The 17,469-nt window shown below is 60.6% G+C and carries 14 protein-coding genes; 3 read left to right on the top strand and 11 right to left on the bottom strand.

Going from position 1 to position 17,469, the window contains the following annotated elements; all coding sequences use genetic code 11:
* Window positions 1-76: 76 nt before the first annotated feature.
* Together B1722_RS22835 and B1722_RS22830 are read right to left on the bottom strand one after the other, a co-directional pair.
* Window positions 77-1,042, bottom strand: coding sequence for a 2-oxoglutarate and iron-dependent oxygenase domain-containing protein (locus B1722_RS22835; protein ID WP_041067955.1), 966 nt, complete (start codon window positions 1,040-1,042; stop codon window positions 77-79).
* Between the two features lie 143 nt (window positions 1,043-1,185).
* Complete coding sequence (locus tag B1722_RS22830) at window positions 1,186-2,259, bottom strand: BMP family ABC transporter substrate-binding protein (protein WP_047600450.1); 1,074 nt, start codon at window positions 2,257-2,259, stop codon at window positions 1,186-1,188.
* A gap of 274 nt (window positions 2,260-2,533) precedes the next feature.
* On the opposite strand from B1722_RS22830, the gene B1722_RS22825 reads away from it, so the two are divergent.
* A complete protein-coding gene (locus B1722_RS22825; protein WP_041067949.1) occupies window positions 2,534-3,625 on the top strand; it encodes a calcium:proton antiporter in 1,092 nt (363 codons plus the stop codon).
* A 125-nt stretch (window positions 3,626-3,750) separates the two neighbouring features.
* On the opposite strand, the gene B1722_RS22820 is transcribed toward B1722_RS22825, so the two are convergent.
* From B1722_RS22820 to B1722_RS22780, 9 genes are all read right to left on the bottom strand, one after another.
* The gene (locus B1722_RS22820) at window positions 3,751-5,109 is read right to left on the bottom strand and encodes an 8-oxoguanine deaminase (protein WP_086794391.1); all 1,359 of its coding nucleotides are present in this window, start codon (window positions 5,107-5,109) and stop codon (window positions 3,751-3,753) included.
* 247 nt (window positions 5,110-5,356) lie between these two features.
* Window positions 5,357-6,043 carry an SDR family oxidoreductase gene (locus B1722_RS22815; protein WP_041067945.1) on the bottom strand — a complete coding sequence of 229 codons (687 nt, stop codon included), beginning with the start codon at window positions 6,041-6,043 and terminating at the stop codon, window positions 5,357-5,359.
* 248 nt (window positions 6,044-6,291) lie between these two features.
* Complete coding sequence (locus tag B1722_RS22810; RefSeq protein ID WP_041067942.1) at window positions 6,292-7,218, bottom strand: ABC transporter permease; 927 nt, start codon at window positions 7,216-7,218, stop codon at window positions 6,292-6,294.
* Entirely contained in the window at window positions 7,218-8,324 is a 1,107-nt protein-coding gene (locus B1722_RS22805; protein WP_041067939.1) for an ABC transporter permease, read from the bottom strand. Before B1722_RS22805 ends, B1722_RS22810 begins: the two co-directional genes overlap by 1 nt.
* Window positions 8,325-8,338: 14 nt before the next feature.
* Window positions 8,339-9,886 carry an ABC transporter ATP-binding protein gene (locus B1722_RS22800; protein ID WP_041067936.1) on the bottom strand — a complete coding sequence of 516 codons (1,548 nt, stop codon included), beginning with the start codon at window positions 9,884-9,886 and terminating at the stop codon, window positions 8,339-8,341.
* 606 nt (window positions 9,887-10,492) lie between these two features.
* Complete coding sequence (locus B1722_RS22795; protein ID WP_086794373.1) at window positions 10,493-11,074, bottom strand: YigZ family protein; 582 nt, start codon at window positions 11,072-11,074, stop codon at window positions 10,493-10,495.
* A gap of 7 nt (window positions 11,075-11,081) precedes the next feature.
* Window positions 11,082-11,732: a TetR/AcrR family transcriptional regulator gene (locus B1722_RS22790; RefSeq protein WP_027613646.1), complete on the bottom strand. Its 651-nt coding sequence runs from the start codon at window positions 11,730-11,732 to the stop codon at window positions 11,082-11,084.
* Window positions 11,733-11,819: 87 nt separating this feature from the next.
* Window positions 11,820-13,208 (bottom strand): uracil-xanthine permease family protein, encoded by a 1,389-nt coding sequence (locus tag B1722_RS22785; RefSeq protein WP_086794371.1) that lies wholly within the window; start codon window positions 13,206-13,208, stop codon window positions 11,820-11,822.
* 129 nt (window positions 13,209-13,337) lie between these two features.
* On the bottom strand, window positions 13,338-14,258 hold the full coding sequence (locus B1722_RS22780; protein WP_041067925.1) for a LysR family transcriptional regulator: 921 nt from the start codon (window positions 14,256-14,258) through the stop codon (window positions 13,338-13,340).
* A 138-nt stretch (window positions 14,259-14,396) separates the two neighbouring features.
* On the opposite strand from B1722_RS22780, the gene B1722_RS22775 reads away from it, so the two are divergent.
* A complete protein-coding gene (locus B1722_RS22775) occupies window positions 14,397-15,746 on the top strand; it encodes an aspartate aminotransferase family protein (protein ID WP_086794369.1) in 1,350 nt (449 codons plus the stop codon).
* Window positions 15,747-15,822: 76 nt separating this feature from the next.
* Entirely contained in the window at window positions 15,823-17,316 is a 1,494-nt protein-coding gene (locus tag B1722_RS22770) for a CoA-acylating methylmalonate-semialdehyde dehydrogenase (RefSeq protein ID WP_041067919.1), read from the top strand.
* Window positions 17,317-17,469: the final 153 nt, after the last annotated feature.

The raw sequence follows: 17,469 nt of genomic DNA, 5'->3' as shown, positions 1-17,469 counted from the left end.
TTCTCATCAGGTGCAGATGGCGGCCATTCTACAGATGCGCGCCGAAACAATTGGCAAAACCTGACCAAGCGATCCATCACACCGCTTGCGGCTCGCGCCGATAGGCGTAGGTATCGGCGAAGCGCGACAGCAGGAATTCGGCGCAGGTGGTGGTCGGATATTTCGCCGGATGCTGTGCGTCCTGGCAACCGGGCAGGCATTCGATACGTGTGTCCGGGTGCGGCTCGGCGAAGAACGGCATCGAATAGCGATCCACTCCCAGCGGACTGATGACCCGGTGCGGCGTCGAGCGATAACGGTCGTTGCTCCAGCGTGCCATCATGTCGCCGAGGTTGACCACGAAGGTGCCGTCAATCGGTGGCGCGTCGATCCATTCACCGTTGATGTTCTTCACTTGCAGGCCGCCGGCGCTGTCCTGGTAGAGCAGGGTGATGCAGCCGTAATCGGTGTGCGCTCCGGCGCCTTGCTGTGCGGCGCTGCTGGCGGTGTGGCGTGGTGGGTAGTGGATCATCCGCAGTACGCTGACCGGCTCAACGAAGCGCGAATCGAAGAAGTCGCGTTCGATCCCCAGCGCAATCGTCATCGCCCGCAGCAGGGTTTGCGCGAGCGCCTGCATGTCGAGGTAGTGCTGCTCCATCAGCGCTTCCCAGCCTGCTTGTGCAGGATGACGATTCGGCCCGCGCAGCGGTTTTCCCGCGAGCACGTCGGGATGATCCGCCGGCAAGTGCAGGCCCATGTCGAAGGTTTCCTTGAGGTCGCTGGGTTTGTCCGGGTCGAGCTGTTCGGTGGCGATGGCGCCGTAGCCGCGATGGTGGCGGGTCTGCGTGATGTCGATCCGCAGTTTTTCTTCTGCCGGTTGCGCAAAAAAACGCTGGGCGTGGTCGAGCAGCGAGTCGATGCGCTGCGCGGAAATCGGGTGGCCCTTGATGTAGAAAAAGCCCCATTCGCGGCAGGCCTGGTCGATCTGCGCGGCGACGGCGGGCCAAGCGTTTTGGTCGGTGGAATAGAGCGGGCTGATGTCGATGACCGGAAGCTGATCCATACACAATCCTTGAGAACGCCGAAGATCAAATGTGGGAGCTGGCTTGCCAGCGATAGCGGTCTGACAGGCAACAATGATGTTGAATGTGAGGGCCCCATCGCTGGCAAGCCAGCTCCCACAGGGACGATGCAAGTTTGAAGAGATTACTTCGGCATCTCGGCCTTCATGCCTTCAACGTAGTAGTTCATCGACGCCAGTTCGGCATTGGTTGCGCTCACACCGGCCGGGATTTTCTCGACGCCGGCCTGATCCTTGATCGGCCCGGTGAACGGTTGCAGGGCACCGCTCTTGATGTCGGCGATGATCTGTTCGGCCTCGGCTTTCACCGGTGCCGGTACCAGATCACTGATCGGCAGTTCAACCGTGCCTTCCTTCAGCCCGCCCCAGTAGTCCTGGGATTTCCAGCTGTGGTCGATCACGCTTTGCGTGGCTTGAATGTAGTGCGGCGCCCAGTCGTTGACGATCGAAGTCAGCACCGCTTTCGGGCCGAAGTGCGCCATGTCCGAGGCGTAACCCACGGCGTACACGCCACGCCGTTCGGCGGCCTGAATCGGCGCCGGGCTGTCGGTGTGCTGGAACACTACGTCCACACCCTGATCGATCAGCGCGTTGGCGGCATCGGCTTCCTTGCCCGGGTCGAACCAAGAGTTGACCCACACCACCTTGATCTCGGTGCCAGGGTTGTACTTGTTCAGCGCCAGCTGGATGGCGTTGATGTCGCGGATCACTTCCGGAATCGGGAACGAAGCGACGTAGCCGATCTTCTTGCTCTTGGTCATCTTCGCCGCGAGAAAACCGCCGACATAACGACCCTCGTAGGTGCGCGCCAGATAGGTGCCGAGGTTCTTGTCCTGCTTGTAGCCGGTGGCGTGTTCGAAGGTCACCTTGGGAAACTGTTTGGCGACTTTCAGCGTCGGGTTCATGTAGCCGAAGGAGGTGGTGAAAATCAGGTCGTAGTTGTCCTTGGCCATGTTGCGGATCACCCGCTCGGCGTCGGCGCCCTCGGCCACGTTCTCGACGTAATTGGTGCTGATCTGCGCGCCGAATTTCTCCGCCAGTGCCTTGCGCCCCTGTTCATGCTGATACGTCCAGCCGTGGTCGCCGATCGGGCCGATGTAGACGAAACCGACCTTCAGCGGATCGGCAGCGCTGGCGCTCAGGCTGATCCCCAGACCGATGGCGGCGCACAGCAGTTTGTGCAGCGGACGTATTTGCATGAATTGGAGCTCCATTTTGTTGTGTGTGGTCAGGGGCAATGCAAATTGCTGACCAACAGGACAACAAAGCAAAAGATCGCAGCCTGCGGCAGCTCCTACAGGGGAATGGGAAACCTGTAGGAGCTGCCGCAGACTGCGATCTTTTCAGCGCCGGAACCAACGCAGTGCAAGTCAGCGGATTCACGCTATCGGCTGGTGCGCTAAGGTGTAACGAAACGTTAGCGCCGCGCCGCAGTCAGTAGCTCATTCGAACCTCTCGGCAAAAAGGCCCGCCATGCTCACGATCCTCAAGCAAGAAAGCTTTCTGCTGCTGGCGGTGATTGCCGCGTGCATCGCCTATCCGCTGGAACACTGGATGCTGCACAGCGGCCAGATCGTTGCGCTGATCTGCGGTCTGGTGCTGATCGCTTTCATCGTCGCGGCTTCGATGCGCGTTGCCCATCATGCTGAACTGCTCGCCGAAAAAGTCGGCGACCCCTATGGCACGATGATCCTGACCCTCGCTGCGGTGCTGGTGGAAGTGGTGATCCTGGCGATCATGATGAGCAACGAGGCGTCCGCCACGCTGGTGCGTGACACCATCTATTCGGCGGTGATGCTCGACATCAACGGCATCCTCGGCCTTGCCGCGCTGATGGGTGGACTCAAGCATGGCGAGCAGTCGTACAACGATGATTCGGCGCGCAGCTATAGCGTGATGATCCTCACCGCCATGGGCGTGTCGATGGTGGTGCCGGAGTTTATTCCGGCGGCCAACTGGAAGGTTTATTCAGCGTTCACCATCGGTGCGATGGTGGTGCTTTACGCGCTGTTCCTGCGCATGCAGGTCGGGCCGCACAGTTATTTTTTCAGCTACAGCTACCCGGACAAACGCCGCAAGAAAGAGCCGGTGGAAGATGAACCGAAACCGCTGAGCCTGACCTGGTCGATCGGCATTCTGGTGTTCGGCGTGGTGGTGATCGGCGCACTGGCCGAAGTGATGTCCAAGACCCTCGATCTGGGTCTGGAAGGTACGGGCGCACCGCCGGTGATCACGGCGATTCTGGTGGCGGCGATTTCCGCAGCGCCGGAGATTCTGACGGCGTTGCGTGCCGCGTTGGCCAACCGCATGCAATCGGTGGTGAACATTGCGATGGGCGCGTCACTGTCGACGGTGATTTTGACCGTGCCGGTGATGGAAGCGATGGCACTGTACACCGGCCAGCCATTTCAAATGGCGATGACCCCGGTGCAGACGGTGATGATCTTCATCACGCTGATCGTCAGTGCGATCAACCTGAATGACGGCGAGACCAATGCCATCGAAGGCATGACTCACTTTGTGCTGTTTGCGACGTTTATCATGCTGTCTCTGCTCGGCCTTTAAGAACCTACACAAATCCAAATGTGGGAGCGAGCTTGCTCGCGAAAGCGGAGTATCAGTCAACTCAAGTACTGACTGACACGACGCCTTCGCGAGCAAGCTCGCTCCCACAGGGATTGGTGATCGGATCAGGTGCCGGCGATCAACTGCCGAGCCGCCTGGCTGTGATCGGCGATCAGGCCCTTCAGATCCAGCCCCTCAACCTGACCGTCCACCACGCGCCACTTGCCGCCAATCATCACCCGATCCGCACGATCGGCACCGCACAACAGCAGCGCCGAAATCGGATCATGGCTGCCCGAGAAACGCAGCTCATCGAGCTTGAACAACGCCAGATCCGCCTGCTTGCCCACCGCCAGCTCGCCAATGTCGGTACGCCCCAACAGGCTCGCCGAGCCTTTGGTTGCCCAGCCGAGCACGCGTTCCGGGGTGATCTTCTCGGCGCCGTAACGTAGGCGCTGGATGTACAACGCCTGCCGCGCTTCGAGAATCATGTTCGACGCATCGTTGGAGGCGGAACCGTCCACGCCCAGACCGAACAGCGCGCCGGCATCGGTCAGATCGATGCTCGGGCAGATGCCGGAGGCCAGGCGCATGTTCGAACTCGGGCAATGGCAGATACCGGTGCCGGCCTGGCCGAGGCGGGCGATTTCGTCCGGGTTGAAGTGAATGCCGTGGGCCAGCCAGGTGCGCGGGCCGAGCCAGCCGACGCTGTCCAGATAATCCACGGTGCGCAGGCCGAAACGCTGCAGGCAGAAATCCTCTTCGTCGAGGGTTTCGGCCAGATGGGTGTGCAGACGCACGTCGAGTTTATTCGCCAGTTCGGCGCTGGCCGACATGATTTCCGGGGTCACCGAAAAGGGCGAGCAAGGCGCCAGAGCGATCTGGATTTGTGCGCCATCGCCGCGCTCGTGGTACTCGTGAATCAGACGCTGACTGTCGTCGAGAATCACCTGACCTTCCTGCACGGTCTGCTGCGGCGGCAGGCCGCCGTCCTTCTCGCCGAGGCTCATCGAACCGCGCGTGAGCATGGCGCGCATGCCCAGTTCACGCACGGTGTCGACTTGCACGTCGATGGCGTTTTCCAGGCCGTCCGGGAACAGGTAATGATGGTCGGCGGCGGTGGTGCAACCCGACAGCAGCAATTCAGCCAAAGCCACTTTCGTCGCGAGGGCGAGTTTTTCCGGAGTCAGCCGCGCCCACACCGGATACAGGGTTTTCAACCACGGGAACAATGGCTGATTGACCACCGGCGCCCAGGCGCGGGTCAGGGTTTGATAGAAATGGTGGTGGGTGTTGATCAGGCCAGGCAGGATCACATGCTCGCGGGCATCGAACACTTCATTGCACGGCGCGGACGGTTGCTGACCGGCTGCCAGCACTTCGACGATCACGCCGCCTTGCAGCACCAGGCCGCCACGGGCGTCGAGCGCGTTGGCCGTGAAAATGGCGAGGGGATTTTTTAACCAGGTACGGGTCGCAGGCATTGTGGCCGGCTCCTCTGAAAGTGGGGTTCAGGGTTGCCAGCTCAGTGTTGCCCTGTCTGCTGATCCAGGGTCGCCGCGATGGACGAGGTGCGGAGTTTCAAACAAATCGCGACAGCGGGCAAGCCCAACCTGACAAGCCAACACATCACCCTCTGTAGGAGCTGCCGAAGGCTGCGATCTTTTGATCTTGTTTTTTACAATCAAAAGATCGCAGCCTGCGGCAGCTCCTACAGGTGGTTTTCAGTGTTTACCAGGGGATCGTTTCACCCTTGTAGTTGATGAAATGATGCCCACCCTTGCCGGTGTACGCATTCACCTGATCAATCAGCCCACGGGTGCTGGTCTCGACATCCAGGTCAGCCCCTTCACCGCCCATGTCCGTCTTTACCCAGCCCGGATGCAGCGACAGCACGGTGAGTTTCTGCTCGCCCAACTGGGTGACAAAACTGTTGGTCATCGAGTTCAGCGCGGCCTTGCTGGCCTTGTACAGCGCCAGCTCCGGCGCGTCCGGTACGGTCACGCTGCCCAGACCGGAACTCATGAACGCCAGCACGCCGCTGCCGTCGCGGATCTGCCCGACGAAGCGCTGCGCCAGGTTGATCGGCGCCACGGCGTTGGTGAAGAACAACTGGCCGACTTCGGCCAGGGTCGCGCCGCCCGGGGTTTGCACCTCCGGACCTTTGACCCCGGCGTTGACGAACAGCAGGTCGAAAGTCTCGCCCTTGAGCTGTTGGCTCAGGGCGATCACCGCTTGTTGATCGTCCATGTCGAGTTTCTCGATCCGCACCTTGCCCAGCGCTTGCAGCGCCTCGGCCTTTTGCGGATTGCGCACGGTAGCGGTCACTTGCCAGCCGTCGGCCAGCAGGGTTTTCACCAGCCCGAGGCCCAAGCCGCGGGAGGCGCCGATGATCAGTGCGTGTTTTGCCTGGGACATGACGGAATTCCTTGAAAGTTACGGTTCACGGATTCAATGGACACGCCTGACCGAGTCGTTGTAGCAACGCTCGTCGCAGCACATCGAACCGGCTCTCAAAAGAGCTGTTGACCCCGGAGCATACTCCAGGCTTTAGCATGCTTGCTTCTCAAATTCGCGGGCCGCTCATCGGTGTCCGCAAGTCATGTAGACAACACTGCCACTGTGCGAGCTGGCTTGCCAGCGATGAGGCCAGTGACATCACCACCCTAATGCCCGGCCTGCCACGGCTGCCCCAACGACACCGGCGCATACAATCGAGTCCGAGCGGCATCCCGTGACAGCAGCACCAACACCACAATCGTCGCCACATACGGCAGCATCGCCAGCAGACTCGACGGAATCGCCAGCCCCAACCCCTGCGCCACCAGGTGCAGGATGCTGGCGAGTCCGAACAGGTAAGCCCCGAGCAACAGCCGCCACACCCGCCAACTGGCAAATACCACCAGCGCCAAGGCGATCCAGCCGCGTCCGGCGGTCATGTTCTCGGCCCACATCGGCGTGTAAGCCAGGGACAGATAGGCACCGGCCAGACCGGCCATCGCCCCGCCGAACAGCACCGCCAGGGTGCGCACGGTCAGCACCGGCAGGCCCATTGCACTGGCCGCGTCCGGGTTCTCGCCGACTGCCTGAATGATCAAGCCGACACGGCTTTTAATGATCACCCACGCCACCAGCGCAAACAGCGCGAACGACAGATACACCAGCAGATCCTGGGCAAACAGCATGCGGCCGATCAGTGGAATCTCACTCAAGTAAGGAATCGCCAACGGTTCGAATCCAACCAGTGGCTTGCCGACCCATGCAGCGCCAACGAAGGTCGACAGGCCCACGCCGAAGATCGTCAGCGCCAGCCCGGTCGCCACCTGATTGGCATTGAACACCAGCGCCACCAAGGCAAACAGCGACGACAGCAGCATCCCCGCAAGCATCGCCAACAACACGCCGAGCCACAGGTTGCCGCTGTTGAGGGCGACGATAAAACCGATCACCGCGCCAAACAGCATCATCCCTTCCTGGCCGAGGTTGAGCACGCCGCTCTTTTCGCAGATCAACTCACCCAGTGCCACCAACAGCAGTGGCGTGCCGCAGCGCACCATGGCGTAGAAAATATTGCTCAGCAGATCGATATCCATCACAGCGCTCCGGCGGTTACGGCGGTGGTCGAGGTGCGCCGTGCCCAGCGCAGTTTCAGGCGTGGCCGATAAAGAATCAGCACGTCGCAGGCCAGCAGGAAAAACAGCATCATTCCCTGAAACAATTGGGTGATGGCTTGCGGCAGGTTGAGGGTCATTTGCGCGCTTTCGCCGCCGATGTACAGCAGCGCCATCAGCAAGCTTGAGAACAGAATCCCGATCGGGTTCAACCGCCCGAGAAACGCCACGGTAATCGCTGCATAGCCGTAACCGGGCGACACTTGCGGCACCAATTGCCCGATCGGCCCGGTCACTTCGCAGACCCCGGCCAGCCCGGCCAAACCGCCGCTGATCAACAGCGCGAGCCAGATCAGGCGTTTCTCGCGAAAGCCGACAAACCCCGCCGCACGTTTATCCAGACCGAGCACTTTGATCTGAAAACCGACGAAGCTTTTCTGCAACAACACCCACACCGCGACCAGCGCGAGCAAAGCAAAATACACCCCGGCATGCACCCGACCATCCTCCATCAGCAGCGGCAGGCGACTGGCGTCGCCGAACATCGCCGACTCGGGAAAGTTGTAGCCGGCCGGATCCTTCAGCGGCCCGTGCACGCAGAACAGCAACAGGTTCAGTGCGATGTAGTTGAGCATGATGCTGGTGAGGATTTCGTTGGCGTTGAAGCGCGTGCGCAACCACGCCGTCAACCCGGCCCAGGCGGCACCGGCGAAAGTGCCGGTGAGCAGGATCAGCACCAGTGCCCAATGGCTTTGCATATCGATGATGTTCACCGCCAACGCACTGCCGGCGAGCGCGCCGAACAGCAACTGACCTTCAGCGCCGATGTTCCAGATTCGCGCTTGATACGCCACGGCCAGACCGAGTGCGCAAAGCAGAATCGGCAGCGCCTTGACCAACCATTCGGAGACGCCATACAGGTCGCTGATCGGCGCGATCAACAGCGTGTGCAGGGTTTGCAGCGGGTCATGGCCGAGAGCGATGAACAGCAGCGAGCCGCAACCCAATGTCAGCAGCGCCGCCAGCAACGGCGAGCACCACAGCATCAGGCGCGATTGCTGGCCACGGGGTTCGAGGGAAAGCAACATAGGGGGAAACTCCGTCAAAGCGTGGCCGATGAAGGCGCGTCGTTGAATTGCCCGGCCATCCAGCCGCCGACGTCACTCAGCAGGGTGTCGGTGGTGTTTCGCAGCGGTGACAGAAACCCCGCGCACAGGGCGCCGAGGCGGTCGCTGATCTGGAACAGTTCGTCGAGGTCTTCGGAAATCACCAGAATCGCCGCGCCGGCATCGCGCAGGGCAATCAGCGCGCGGTGAATGGTCGCGGCGGCACCCACGTCCACGCCCCAGGTCGGGTGCGCGGCGATCAGCAGTTTCGGTTGCTGGAGGATTTCCCGGCCAAGAATGAATTTTTGCAGATTGCCGCCGGAGAGACTGCGCGCGGCGGTCTGGCTATCGGGCGTTTTCACCCCGAAACGCTGAATGATCTGCTGGGCGAGGGCTTCGACTTTGCCGCGCTCAATCAAACCGTTGCTGACCAGCCCTTGTTGAAAAGCCGTGAGCAAGGCGTTGTCGGCCAGGCTCAATTCCGGCACCGCGCCATGGCCCAGGCGTTCTGCCGGGACGAACGCCAGTCCGAGTTGGCGCCGCGCATCCGGGCGCAAAGCGGCGACCGCTTGCCCGGCAAAACAGATCGATGTCGCGCTGTCGCGGGGCAGGGTTTGCTCGCCGCTGAGCAGCGCAAGCAACTCATCCTGGCCATTGCCCGCGACCCCGGCGATACCGACGATTTCGCCGCTGCGTACTTGCAGGCTGATGTCGTTCAACGAGCAGCCGAACGGATCGGGGTTGTGCCAACTCAAGCCGTTGACCTGCAAGTACGCCGCGCCACCGCTGACCTTCGGATATTCGCCAATCAGTGCCGCCGCTTCGCCGACCATCATTTGCGCCAACTGCTGATCCGAGCATTCGGCCGGCACGCAATGCCCGGCGACCCGCCCGCCGCGCAAAACCGTGGCGCTATGGCACAGCGCGCGCACTTCCGCGAGCTTGTGGCTGATAAACAGGATGCTGCAGCCCTCGGCGGCGAGGCGGCGCAGGGTGATGAACAATTCCTCGGCCTCTTGCGGCGTCAGTACCGACGTCGGCTCGTCGAGAATCAGCAAGCGAATGTCCTGCATCAGGCAACGAATGATCTCCACCCGTTGCCGCTCGCCGATCGACAGGCTGTGGACAAGTCGCTCCGGCTCCAGCGCCATGCCGTAGCGGCGCGACACTTCGGCAATTGTCGGCTCCAGTTGTTTCGGCGTGCCGGCCCTGGCGCCCATCGCCAAGGCAATGTTCTGCGCGACGCTGAGGGTTTCGAACAGCGAGAAATGCTGGAACACCATGCCGATCCCCAACTGCCGGGCCTGCGCCGGATTACGAATGTTCACCCGCTGACCTTGCCAGAGCATTTCGCCGGCATCGGCCTGGGTCACGCCGTAGATGATCTTCATCAGCGTGCTTTTGCCCGCGCCGTTTTCACCGAGCAGGGCGTGGATTTCTCCGGGCGCGATGCTCAGGTCGATGGCGTCATTGGCCAGACAACCGGGGTAGCGTTTGCTGATCTGGCGCAGTTGCAGGCGCGGCGTTGAATCTGGGCTTGGCATGACAGGCTCGACTGGCTTGGAGTTGTGCCTGTGGATAAAGCAATTTCCTGGCCATTGAGTCAGGAACCTTGGCGGCCCTCGTACGGCAACGGTTACTGTAGAGCGTCGAAGGGCAAATGTTCGGGAGGTACGGCACCAATTGAGAGCAAAGCCGTTGATCAGGCTCCAGTTTTGCCCGTAGGCAACTGATCAAAAAACGAGCAAATGCGTGGGGCCTATGCAGCCCCTGCGACTGCGCCAGCCATGAACGGGTTATCCACAGGTTGCTCCACAGTATTTGTGTGCAATTGGGAATCCTTGGCATAAGCGCAGCGGTGCTATCTTCCATTGGTGATAAACAGCGCTAACTATTTGTTTTTACGCGGGATTAATCTTTTTTCAGGTGGAGTGGACGAAAAGTGAGCAAATCGCGCAAAGCCACGTGACAGAAGGGTTACAGCCAGATGTGCTCAGGTTATCCACAGTCGGGTGCACAGCAGATGTGGGCAACTCCGTGGAATAAGCAGATTGTGGGCTGCCCTAAAAGATCGCAGCCTTCGGCAGCTCCTACAGGGGAAACGCAAAGTCCTGTGTAGGAGCTGCCGACGGCTGCGATCTTTTGCTCATCTAACGCTGCAGCACAATCCGCCCACGGCTCAAATCCGCCAATTGCGTTTGCAGCAAATCGATCTGCGCCTCACCCACCGCCAACTGCAATTCAACACCATTGGCGGTGAAGTTTTCTTCGACGACCAACCCACCCAGGTCCGCCACCCGCAGCTTCACCAGCGCCAGCTCGGCAAAGCCGCAGGCACAACTGAGCGGCACACGGCTGATCAACTCGATTTTCGCCGCCGCGTGCAGGCACTTGTTCGCGCCGCCGCCATAGGCCCGGGCCAAACCGCCAGTGCCCAGTTGAATGCCGCCGTACCAGCGGATCACCAGCACCGCGACTTGATCGCAATCCTGCGCCTCGATGGCTGCCAGAATCGGCCGTCCGGCAGTGCCGCCGGGCTCGCCATCGTCGTTGCTGCGGTATTGCGCCCCGAGTTTCCACGCCCAGCAGTTATGCGAGGCATTCAGGTCGCTGTGCTGTTCGAAGAACGCCTGCGCGTCGGCGGGGCTGGCGATCGGCGCGGCGAAGGTGATGAAGCGGCTTTTGCGAATCTCTTCGCGGTACTCGCAAAAACCGCTGAGGGTGAAAGGCATAAACGTCTTAAATAGTCGGGGTGAGGCCGCAGCCTTTGAGAATGATGCGGATCAGGTTGTTGCCGGCGTCTTCCATGTCCTGCTTGGTCAGTTTGCTGCGACCGCTGACGCGGCAGATCTGCGTGGCGAAGTCGGCGTAATGCTGGGTGCTGCCCCACAGCAGGAAAATCAGGTGCACCGGGTCCACCGGGTCCATTTTTCCGGCATCGATCCAGGCCTGAAACACGGCCGCGCGCCCCTGAAACCAGGCGCGGTAATCCTGGTTGAAATACTCGGTCAGGCATTCGCCGCCACTGATCACTTCCATCGCAAAGATCCGCGAGGCCTGCGGTTGGCGGCGGGAGAATTCCATCTTGGCGCGAATGTAGCGGGTCAGCGCTTCGGCGGGATCGTCCTCGGCGGTCAGGGTATTAAAGGTGCTGTCCCACAGCTCGATGATGTTGCTCAGCACCGCCACGTACAACCCAAGCTTGTTGGTGAAGTAGTAATGCAGGTTTGCCTTGGGCAGCCCGGCATTCTGCGCAATGGTGTTCATGCTGGTGCCTTTGTACCCGTGACGGGCGAACTCGTCTTCGGCGGCTTTGAGGATGGTCTCTTCGTTCTTCTGACGAATGCGGCTGGCGGGTTTGCCGCCATGGGCTGGGACTTCAAAGGTCATAGGCACTTCCGGTTTGTCTGTGGGTGCAACCAGTTGCGTTGATAACGCACCCACAGGCATCCGACAAGTCCTGATGCAATAAAACCGTTATGCCTGTTCGATCTTGTTCAACGATGCGCCGGATTCGACGGTCGAGGTTTTCGCCTCCGGCAGCAACAGGCAGAGGATGATCGCGGTCAGGCCACCGCTGGTAATTGCCGAGTCGAAGAGGTTCTGCACCAATTTCGGCAACAGGTGCAGCAGGTTCGGTTGCGCGGCGATGCCCAGGCCGACGCCGAGCGAGGTGGCGATGATCAGCATGCTGCGTCGGTCCAGCGGCGACTGCGCGAGAATCCGCACCCCGGCCGCCGCCACGCTGCCGAACATCACCAGGGTGGCGCCACCGAGCACCGGTTTGGGGATCTGCTGCAGCACCGCGCCGATCATGGGGAACAGGCCGAGACAAAACAGGATCGCACCAATGTATAAACCGACGTAGCGGCTGGCGACGCCGGTCAACTGGATCACGCCGTTGTTCTGCGCAAACGTGGTGTTGGGGAAGGCGCTGAAGGTGGCGGCGATCATGCAGCTGACGCCGTCACCGAGTACGCCACCGCGCAGTCGACTTATATAAGAAGGGCCGCTGATCGGCTGACGGGCGAGCATGCAATTGGCGGTGAGGTCGCCGACGGTTTCGATGGTGCTGATCAGATAAATCAGCGCGACCGGCAGGAACGCCGTCCAGTCGAAGCTGAATCCGAACTTGAACGGTGCAGGAAGACTCACCAGCGGCAAGTCAGGCAATGCCTGCGGAACCAGTTTCCCGCTGAACCACGCGGCCAGACTGCCGAGCAGCAGTCCGATAATGATTGCCGACAGCCGCACCCACGGCGTGTTCGAGCGGTTGAGCAGGATGATCGTCAGCAACACGAACACCCCCAGCGCGAGATTGCCCGGGGCGCCGAAGTCCGGCGCATTGAAGCCACCGCCCAGATCGGTAATGCCGACCTTGATCAGGCTGATGCCGATCAAAGTAATGACGATCCCGGTCACCAGCGGCGTGACAACCAGGCGCAACTGACCGATGAAGCGGCTGAGGACGATCTGTACCACGGCGCCGAAAAAGCACACGCCGAAAATCATCGCCAGAATGTCCTCCGGACTGCCGCCGCGCTGCTTGACCAGAAACCCGGCCGACAGCACTGCGCCGAGGAAGGCGAAACTGGTGCCCTGCAAACAGATCATCCCGGCGCCGATGCCGAACGGCCGCCGCGCCTGAATAAAGGTGCCGACCCCGGAAACCATCAACGCCATGCTGATGAGATACGGCAAGTGCGCGGTCAAGCCGAGAGCCGAGCCGATCACCAGCGGCGGGGTAATGATGCCGACGAAACTGGCGAGCACGTGTTGCAGGGCGGCGAGGATAGCTGCCGGTGGTTTTGGGCGGTCATCGAGGCCGTAGATCAGTTCGCTGGACGGTTCAGAATCTGGCTGCATGGATTTGGCTTCTTGTTCAGGGATCGAGTTCACCCTTCACTGCAAAAACCTGTCCACTTGCTCAGCTTTAAGGGATTGCGATTGCCAAATGTAGGAGCTGCCGGAGGCTGCGATCTGTTGATCTTGCTTTCAACGCGTCGCCGCCAGACTATCCAGAAAACTTTCCAGCACCAAATGAGGGCGCCGCCCCTTGCGCGTGACCGATGCCAGACTCAAATCATAAAAACGCGTCGTCGATTTCAGCGCACGCAAGCGCCCTTGCTGCACCCACAGACTGGCGTAGTGATCCGGCAGATAACCGATATAACGCCCGGTCAGAATCAGAAACGCCATGCCCTCACGGTCGGACGCACTGGCGGTGCAATTGAGCGCCTGGTAATGCGCCTGAATTTCCGCCGGCAAACGGAACGTCGGCGCAATCGCATCCTGGCTATTAAGGCGCTCGTCATCCAGTTGCTTGTCATCGACATAAAACAGCGGATGACCCACTGCGCAATAAAGCAGCGAGCGCTCGCTGTACAACGGCTGATACTCCAGCCCCGACAGTGCACTGGCCTGCGGCACCACGCCGACATGCAGGCGGCCGTCGAGCACGCCTTGTTCGACTTCATTGGGCGCGATCATGCGGATCTGGATCTGCACGTCCGGCCCGCGTTCCTTCAACTGTGCGAGGGCGTGGGTGATGCGCATGTGGGGCAGGGTGACGAGGTTGTCGGTCAGGCCGATGATCAACTCGCCACGCAGGTGTTGGTGCAGGCCGTTGACCTCGGTGCGGAAACTTTCCAGCGCACTTAACAGTTGCAGCGCTGACTGATAAACCTCGCGGCCCTCTTCGGTCAACGAGAATCCGGCGCGGCCACGCTGACACAAGCGCAGGCCGAGGCGCTGTTCCAGATCGCTCATCTGCTGGCTGATCGCCGAGCGCCCGATACCGAGCACGGTTTCCGCCGCCGAGAAGCCGCCGCACTCCACCACACTGCGGAAAATTCGCAGCAGGCGAATATCAAAATCACTGACCTGGGCCAGCGGATCGGGGCGACGACTGCTCATGCTGTTGTTCTCATTGTTTAGCAGGCTTCTAACTGAAGGTTAGAAAAGTTGGATTTCACCGACTTTATCCGCGTGGCAATTTAGCTGCAACAACGCTTTTTATCTCCCTGATGCTTATGCCCTGCGAGGTTTTGCCCGATGAACATGCCTGAAAACGCGCCGTCGCCACTGGCCAGCCAACTGAAGCTGGACGCGCACTGGATGCCGTACACCGCCAACCGCAACTTCCAGCGCGATCCGCGTTTGATCGTCGGTGCCGAGGGCAGCTGGCTGTTCGATGACAAGGGCCGCAGGATCTACGATTCGCTGTCCGGTCTGTGGACCTGCGGCGCCGGGCACACCCGCAAGGAAATTCAGGAAGCGGTCGCCAAGCAACTGGGCACCCTCGATTACTCGCCGGGCTTTCAGTACGGCCATCCGCTGTCATTCCAACTGGCGGAAAAAATCACTGATCTGACCCCGGGCAACCTGAACCACGTGTTCTTCACCGACTCCGGCTCCGAGTGTGCCGACACCGCGGTGAAAATGGTCCGTGCCTACTGGCGTCTGAAAGGTCAGTCGACCAAGACCAAAATGATCGGCCGTGCCCGCGGTTATCACGGCGTGAACATCGCCGGCACCAGCCTCGGCGGCGTCAACGGCAACCGCAAATTGTTCGGCCAGGCGATGATGGACGTCGATCACCTGCCGCACACGCTGCTGGCCAGCAACGCATTCTCCCGTGGCATGCCGGAGCAGGGCGGCATCGCCCTGGCCGATGAACTGTTGAAGCTGATCGAACTGCACGATGCATCGAACATCGCGGCGGTCTTCGTTGAGCCAATGGCCGGCTCCGCTGGTGTACTGGTTCCGCCTCAGGGTTACCTGAAGCGTCTGCGCGAGATCTGCGATCAACACAACATCCTGCTGGTGTTCGACGAAGTGATCACTGGTTTCGGCCGCACCGGATCGATGTTTGGCGCCGAGAGCTTTGGCGTCACCCCGGACCTGATGTGCATCGCCAAGCAAGTCACCAACGGCGCGATCCCGATGGGCGCGGTGATTGCCAGCTCCGAGATCTACCAGACCTTCATGAATCAGCCGACGCCGGAATACGCGGTGGAATTCCCCCACGGCTACACCTACTCGGCGCATCCAGTGGCGTGCGCCGCTGGCCTGGCGGCACTCGATCTGCTGCAAAAGGAAAACCTGGTGCAGAGCGTGGCCGAAGTCGCGCCGCATTTCGAAAATGCCCTGCACGGCCTGAAAGGTTCGAAGAACGTCATCGATATCCGTAACTACGGCCTGGCCGGTGCGATCCAGATTGCCGCCCGCGACGGCGACGCCATTGTGCGTCCGTTCGAGGCCGGCATGGCCCTGTGGAAAGCCGGGTTCTACGTGCGCTTCGGCGGCGACACCCTGCAGTTTGGCCCAACCTTTAACAGCAAGCCGCAAGACCTCGATCGTCTGTTTGACGCGGTTGGCGAAGTGCTGAACAAGCTCGACTGATTTTTCCCTCTATATATACCTGCGAATAACGGGCGCCCCATGCGGGCGTCTGTACACAAGAATTCAGGAGTTTTCGATGAGCGTTATCCCGCATTTGATCAATGGCGAACTGGTGACCGAGAACGGTCGCGCGGTTGATGTGTTCAACCCGTCTACCGGTCAGGCGATCCACAAGCTGCCGCTGGCCACCCGCGAAACCATTCAACACGCGATCGACGCCGCCAAGGCCGCGTTCCCGGCATGGCGCAACACCCCACCGGCCAAACGTGCCCAGGTGATGTTCCGCTTCAAGCAACTGCTGGAGCAGAACGAAGCGCGCATCTCGCAATTGATCAGCGAAGAACACGGCAAGACCCTCGAAGACGCCGCCGGTGAACTGAAGCGCGGTATCGAGAACGTCGAGTTCGCCTGCGCCGCGCCGGAAATCCTCAAGGGCGAGTACAGCCGCAACGTCGGCCCGAACATCGACGCCTGGTCGGACTTCCAGCCACTGGGTGTGGTTGCCGGTATCACGCCGTTCAACTTCCCGGCGATGGTGCCGCTGTGGATGTACCCGTTGGCGATCGTCTGCGGTAACTGCTTCATTTTGAAACCGTCCGAGCGTGACCCAAGCTCGACACTGTTGATCGCCCAACTGCTGCTGGAAGCCGGTCTGCCGAAAGGTGTGCTGAGTGTGGTGCATGGCGACAAGACCGCAGTGGACGCGCTGATTGAAGCGCCGGAAGTCAAAGCCTTGAGCTTCGTTGGCTCGACGCCGATTGCCGAATACATCTACGCCGAAGGTACCAAGCGTGGCAAGCGTGTACAGGCGCTGGGCGGGGCGAAGAACCATGCGGTGTTGATGCCGGATGCGGACCTGGACAATGCAGTCAGCGCATTGATGGGCGCGGCTTACGGTTCTTGCGGTGAGCGCTGCATGGCGATTTCGGTCGCGGTGTGTGTCGGCGATCAGGTGGCGGATGCGCTGGTGGCGAAACTGGTTCCACAGATCAAGGCGCTGAAAATCGGTGCCGGCACTTCGTGTGGGCTGGACATGGGACCACTGGTAACCGGTCAGGCGCGGGACAAGGTCAGCGGTTATGTCGATGACGGCGTAGCAGCGGGCGCGACCCTGGTGGTCGATGGTCGCGGCTTGAGCATTCCAGGTAACGAAGAGGGCTTCTTCCTCGGCGGCTGCCTGTTCGACAACGTCACCCCTGAAATGCGCATCTATAAGGAGGAGATCTTCGGGCCGGTGTTGTGCGTGGTTCGCGTGAACAGCCTGGAAGAGGCGATGAAGCTGATCAACGATCACGAATACGGTAATGGCACCTGTATCTTCACCCGTGACGGTGAAGCGGCGCGTCTGTTCTGTGACGAGATTGAAGTCGGCATGGTCGGCGTCAACGTACCACTGCCGGTACCGGTGGCTTACCACAGCTTCGGTGGCTGGAAGCGTTCGCTGTTCGGCGACCTTCATGCTTATGGTCCGGATGGTGTGCGCTTCTATACCCGTCGCAAGGCCATCACCCAGCGCTGGCCGCAGCGTGCGAGCCATGAGGCTTCGCAATTCGCTTTCCCTAGCTTGTAAGTAGCAGGGCATGACCAAGGCCGACCTCTAGAGGTCGGCCTTGGTGTTTTCGGGTGTTTTTGACCGATATGACAGAAATATGAAAAAAGCGGTTGACGGCAGATTCAGGAAGTCTATAATTCGCCCCACTTCCGGCGCAGTCGAAACGGAAAA

Origin of the sequence: Pseudomonas sp. SCPG-7 (assembly GCF_002156405.1) — a bacterium.
Classification (GTDB): Bacteria; Pseudomonadota; Gammaproteobacteria; order Pseudomonadales; family Pseudomonadaceae; genus Aquipseudomonas; species Aquipseudomonas parakoreensis.
This window is presented reverse-complemented; position numbering and strand designations above follow the sequence as displayed.

Coding starts and splice junctions, on each gene's coding strand:
- B1722_RS22835 (WP_041067955.1), bottom strand. CDS start 1,042: ATGGATCAGCTTCCGGTCATCGACATCAGCCCGCTCTATTCCACCGAC.
- B1722_RS22830 (WP_047600450.1), bottom strand. CDS start 2,259: ATGCAAATACGTCCGCTGCACAAACTGCTGTGCGCCGCCATCGGTCTG.
- B1722_RS22825 (WP_041067949.1), top strand. CDS start 2,534: ATGCTCACGATCCTCAAGCAAGAAAGCTTTCTGCTGCTGGCGGTGATT.
- B1722_RS22820 (WP_086794391.1), bottom strand. CDS start 5,109: ATGCCTGCGACCCGTACCTGGTTAAAAAATCCCCTCGCCATTTTCACG.
- B1722_RS22815 (WP_041067945.1), bottom strand. CDS start 6,043: ATGTCCCAGGCAAAACACGCACTGATCATCGGCGCCTCCCGCGGCTTG.
- B1722_RS22810 (WP_041067942.1), bottom strand. CDS start 7,218: ATGGATATCGATCTGCTGAGCAATATTTTCTACGCCATGGTGCGCTGC.
- B1722_RS22805 (WP_041067939.1), bottom strand. CDS start 8,324: ATGTTGCTTTCCCTCGAACCCCGTGGCCAGCAATCGCGCCTGATGCTG.
- B1722_RS22800 (WP_041067936.1), bottom strand. CDS start 9,886: ATGCCAAGCCCAGATTCAACGCCGCGCCTGCAACTGCGCCAGATCAGC.
- B1722_RS22795 (WP_086794373.1), bottom strand. CDS start 11,074: ATGCCTTTCACCCTCAGCGGTTTTTGCGAGTACCGCGAAGAGATTCGC.
- B1722_RS22790 (WP_027613646.1), bottom strand. CDS start 11,732: ATGACCTTTGAAGTCCCAGCCCATGGCGGCAAACCCGCCAGCCGCATT.
- B1722_RS22785 (WP_086794371.1), bottom strand. CDS start 13,208: ATGCAGCCAGATTCTGAACCGTCCAGCGAACTGATCTACGGCCTCGAT.
- B1722_RS22780 (WP_041067925.1), bottom strand. CDS start 14,258: ATGAGCAGTCGTCGCCCCGATCCGCTGGCCCAGGTCAGTGATTTTGAT.
- B1722_RS22775 (WP_086794369.1), top strand. CDS start 14,397: ATGAACATGCCTGAAAACGCGCCGTCGCCACTGGCCAGCCAACTGAAG.
- B1722_RS22770 (WP_041067919.1), top strand. CDS start 15,823: ATGAGCGTTATCCCGCATTTGATCAATGGCGAACTGGTGACCGAGAAC.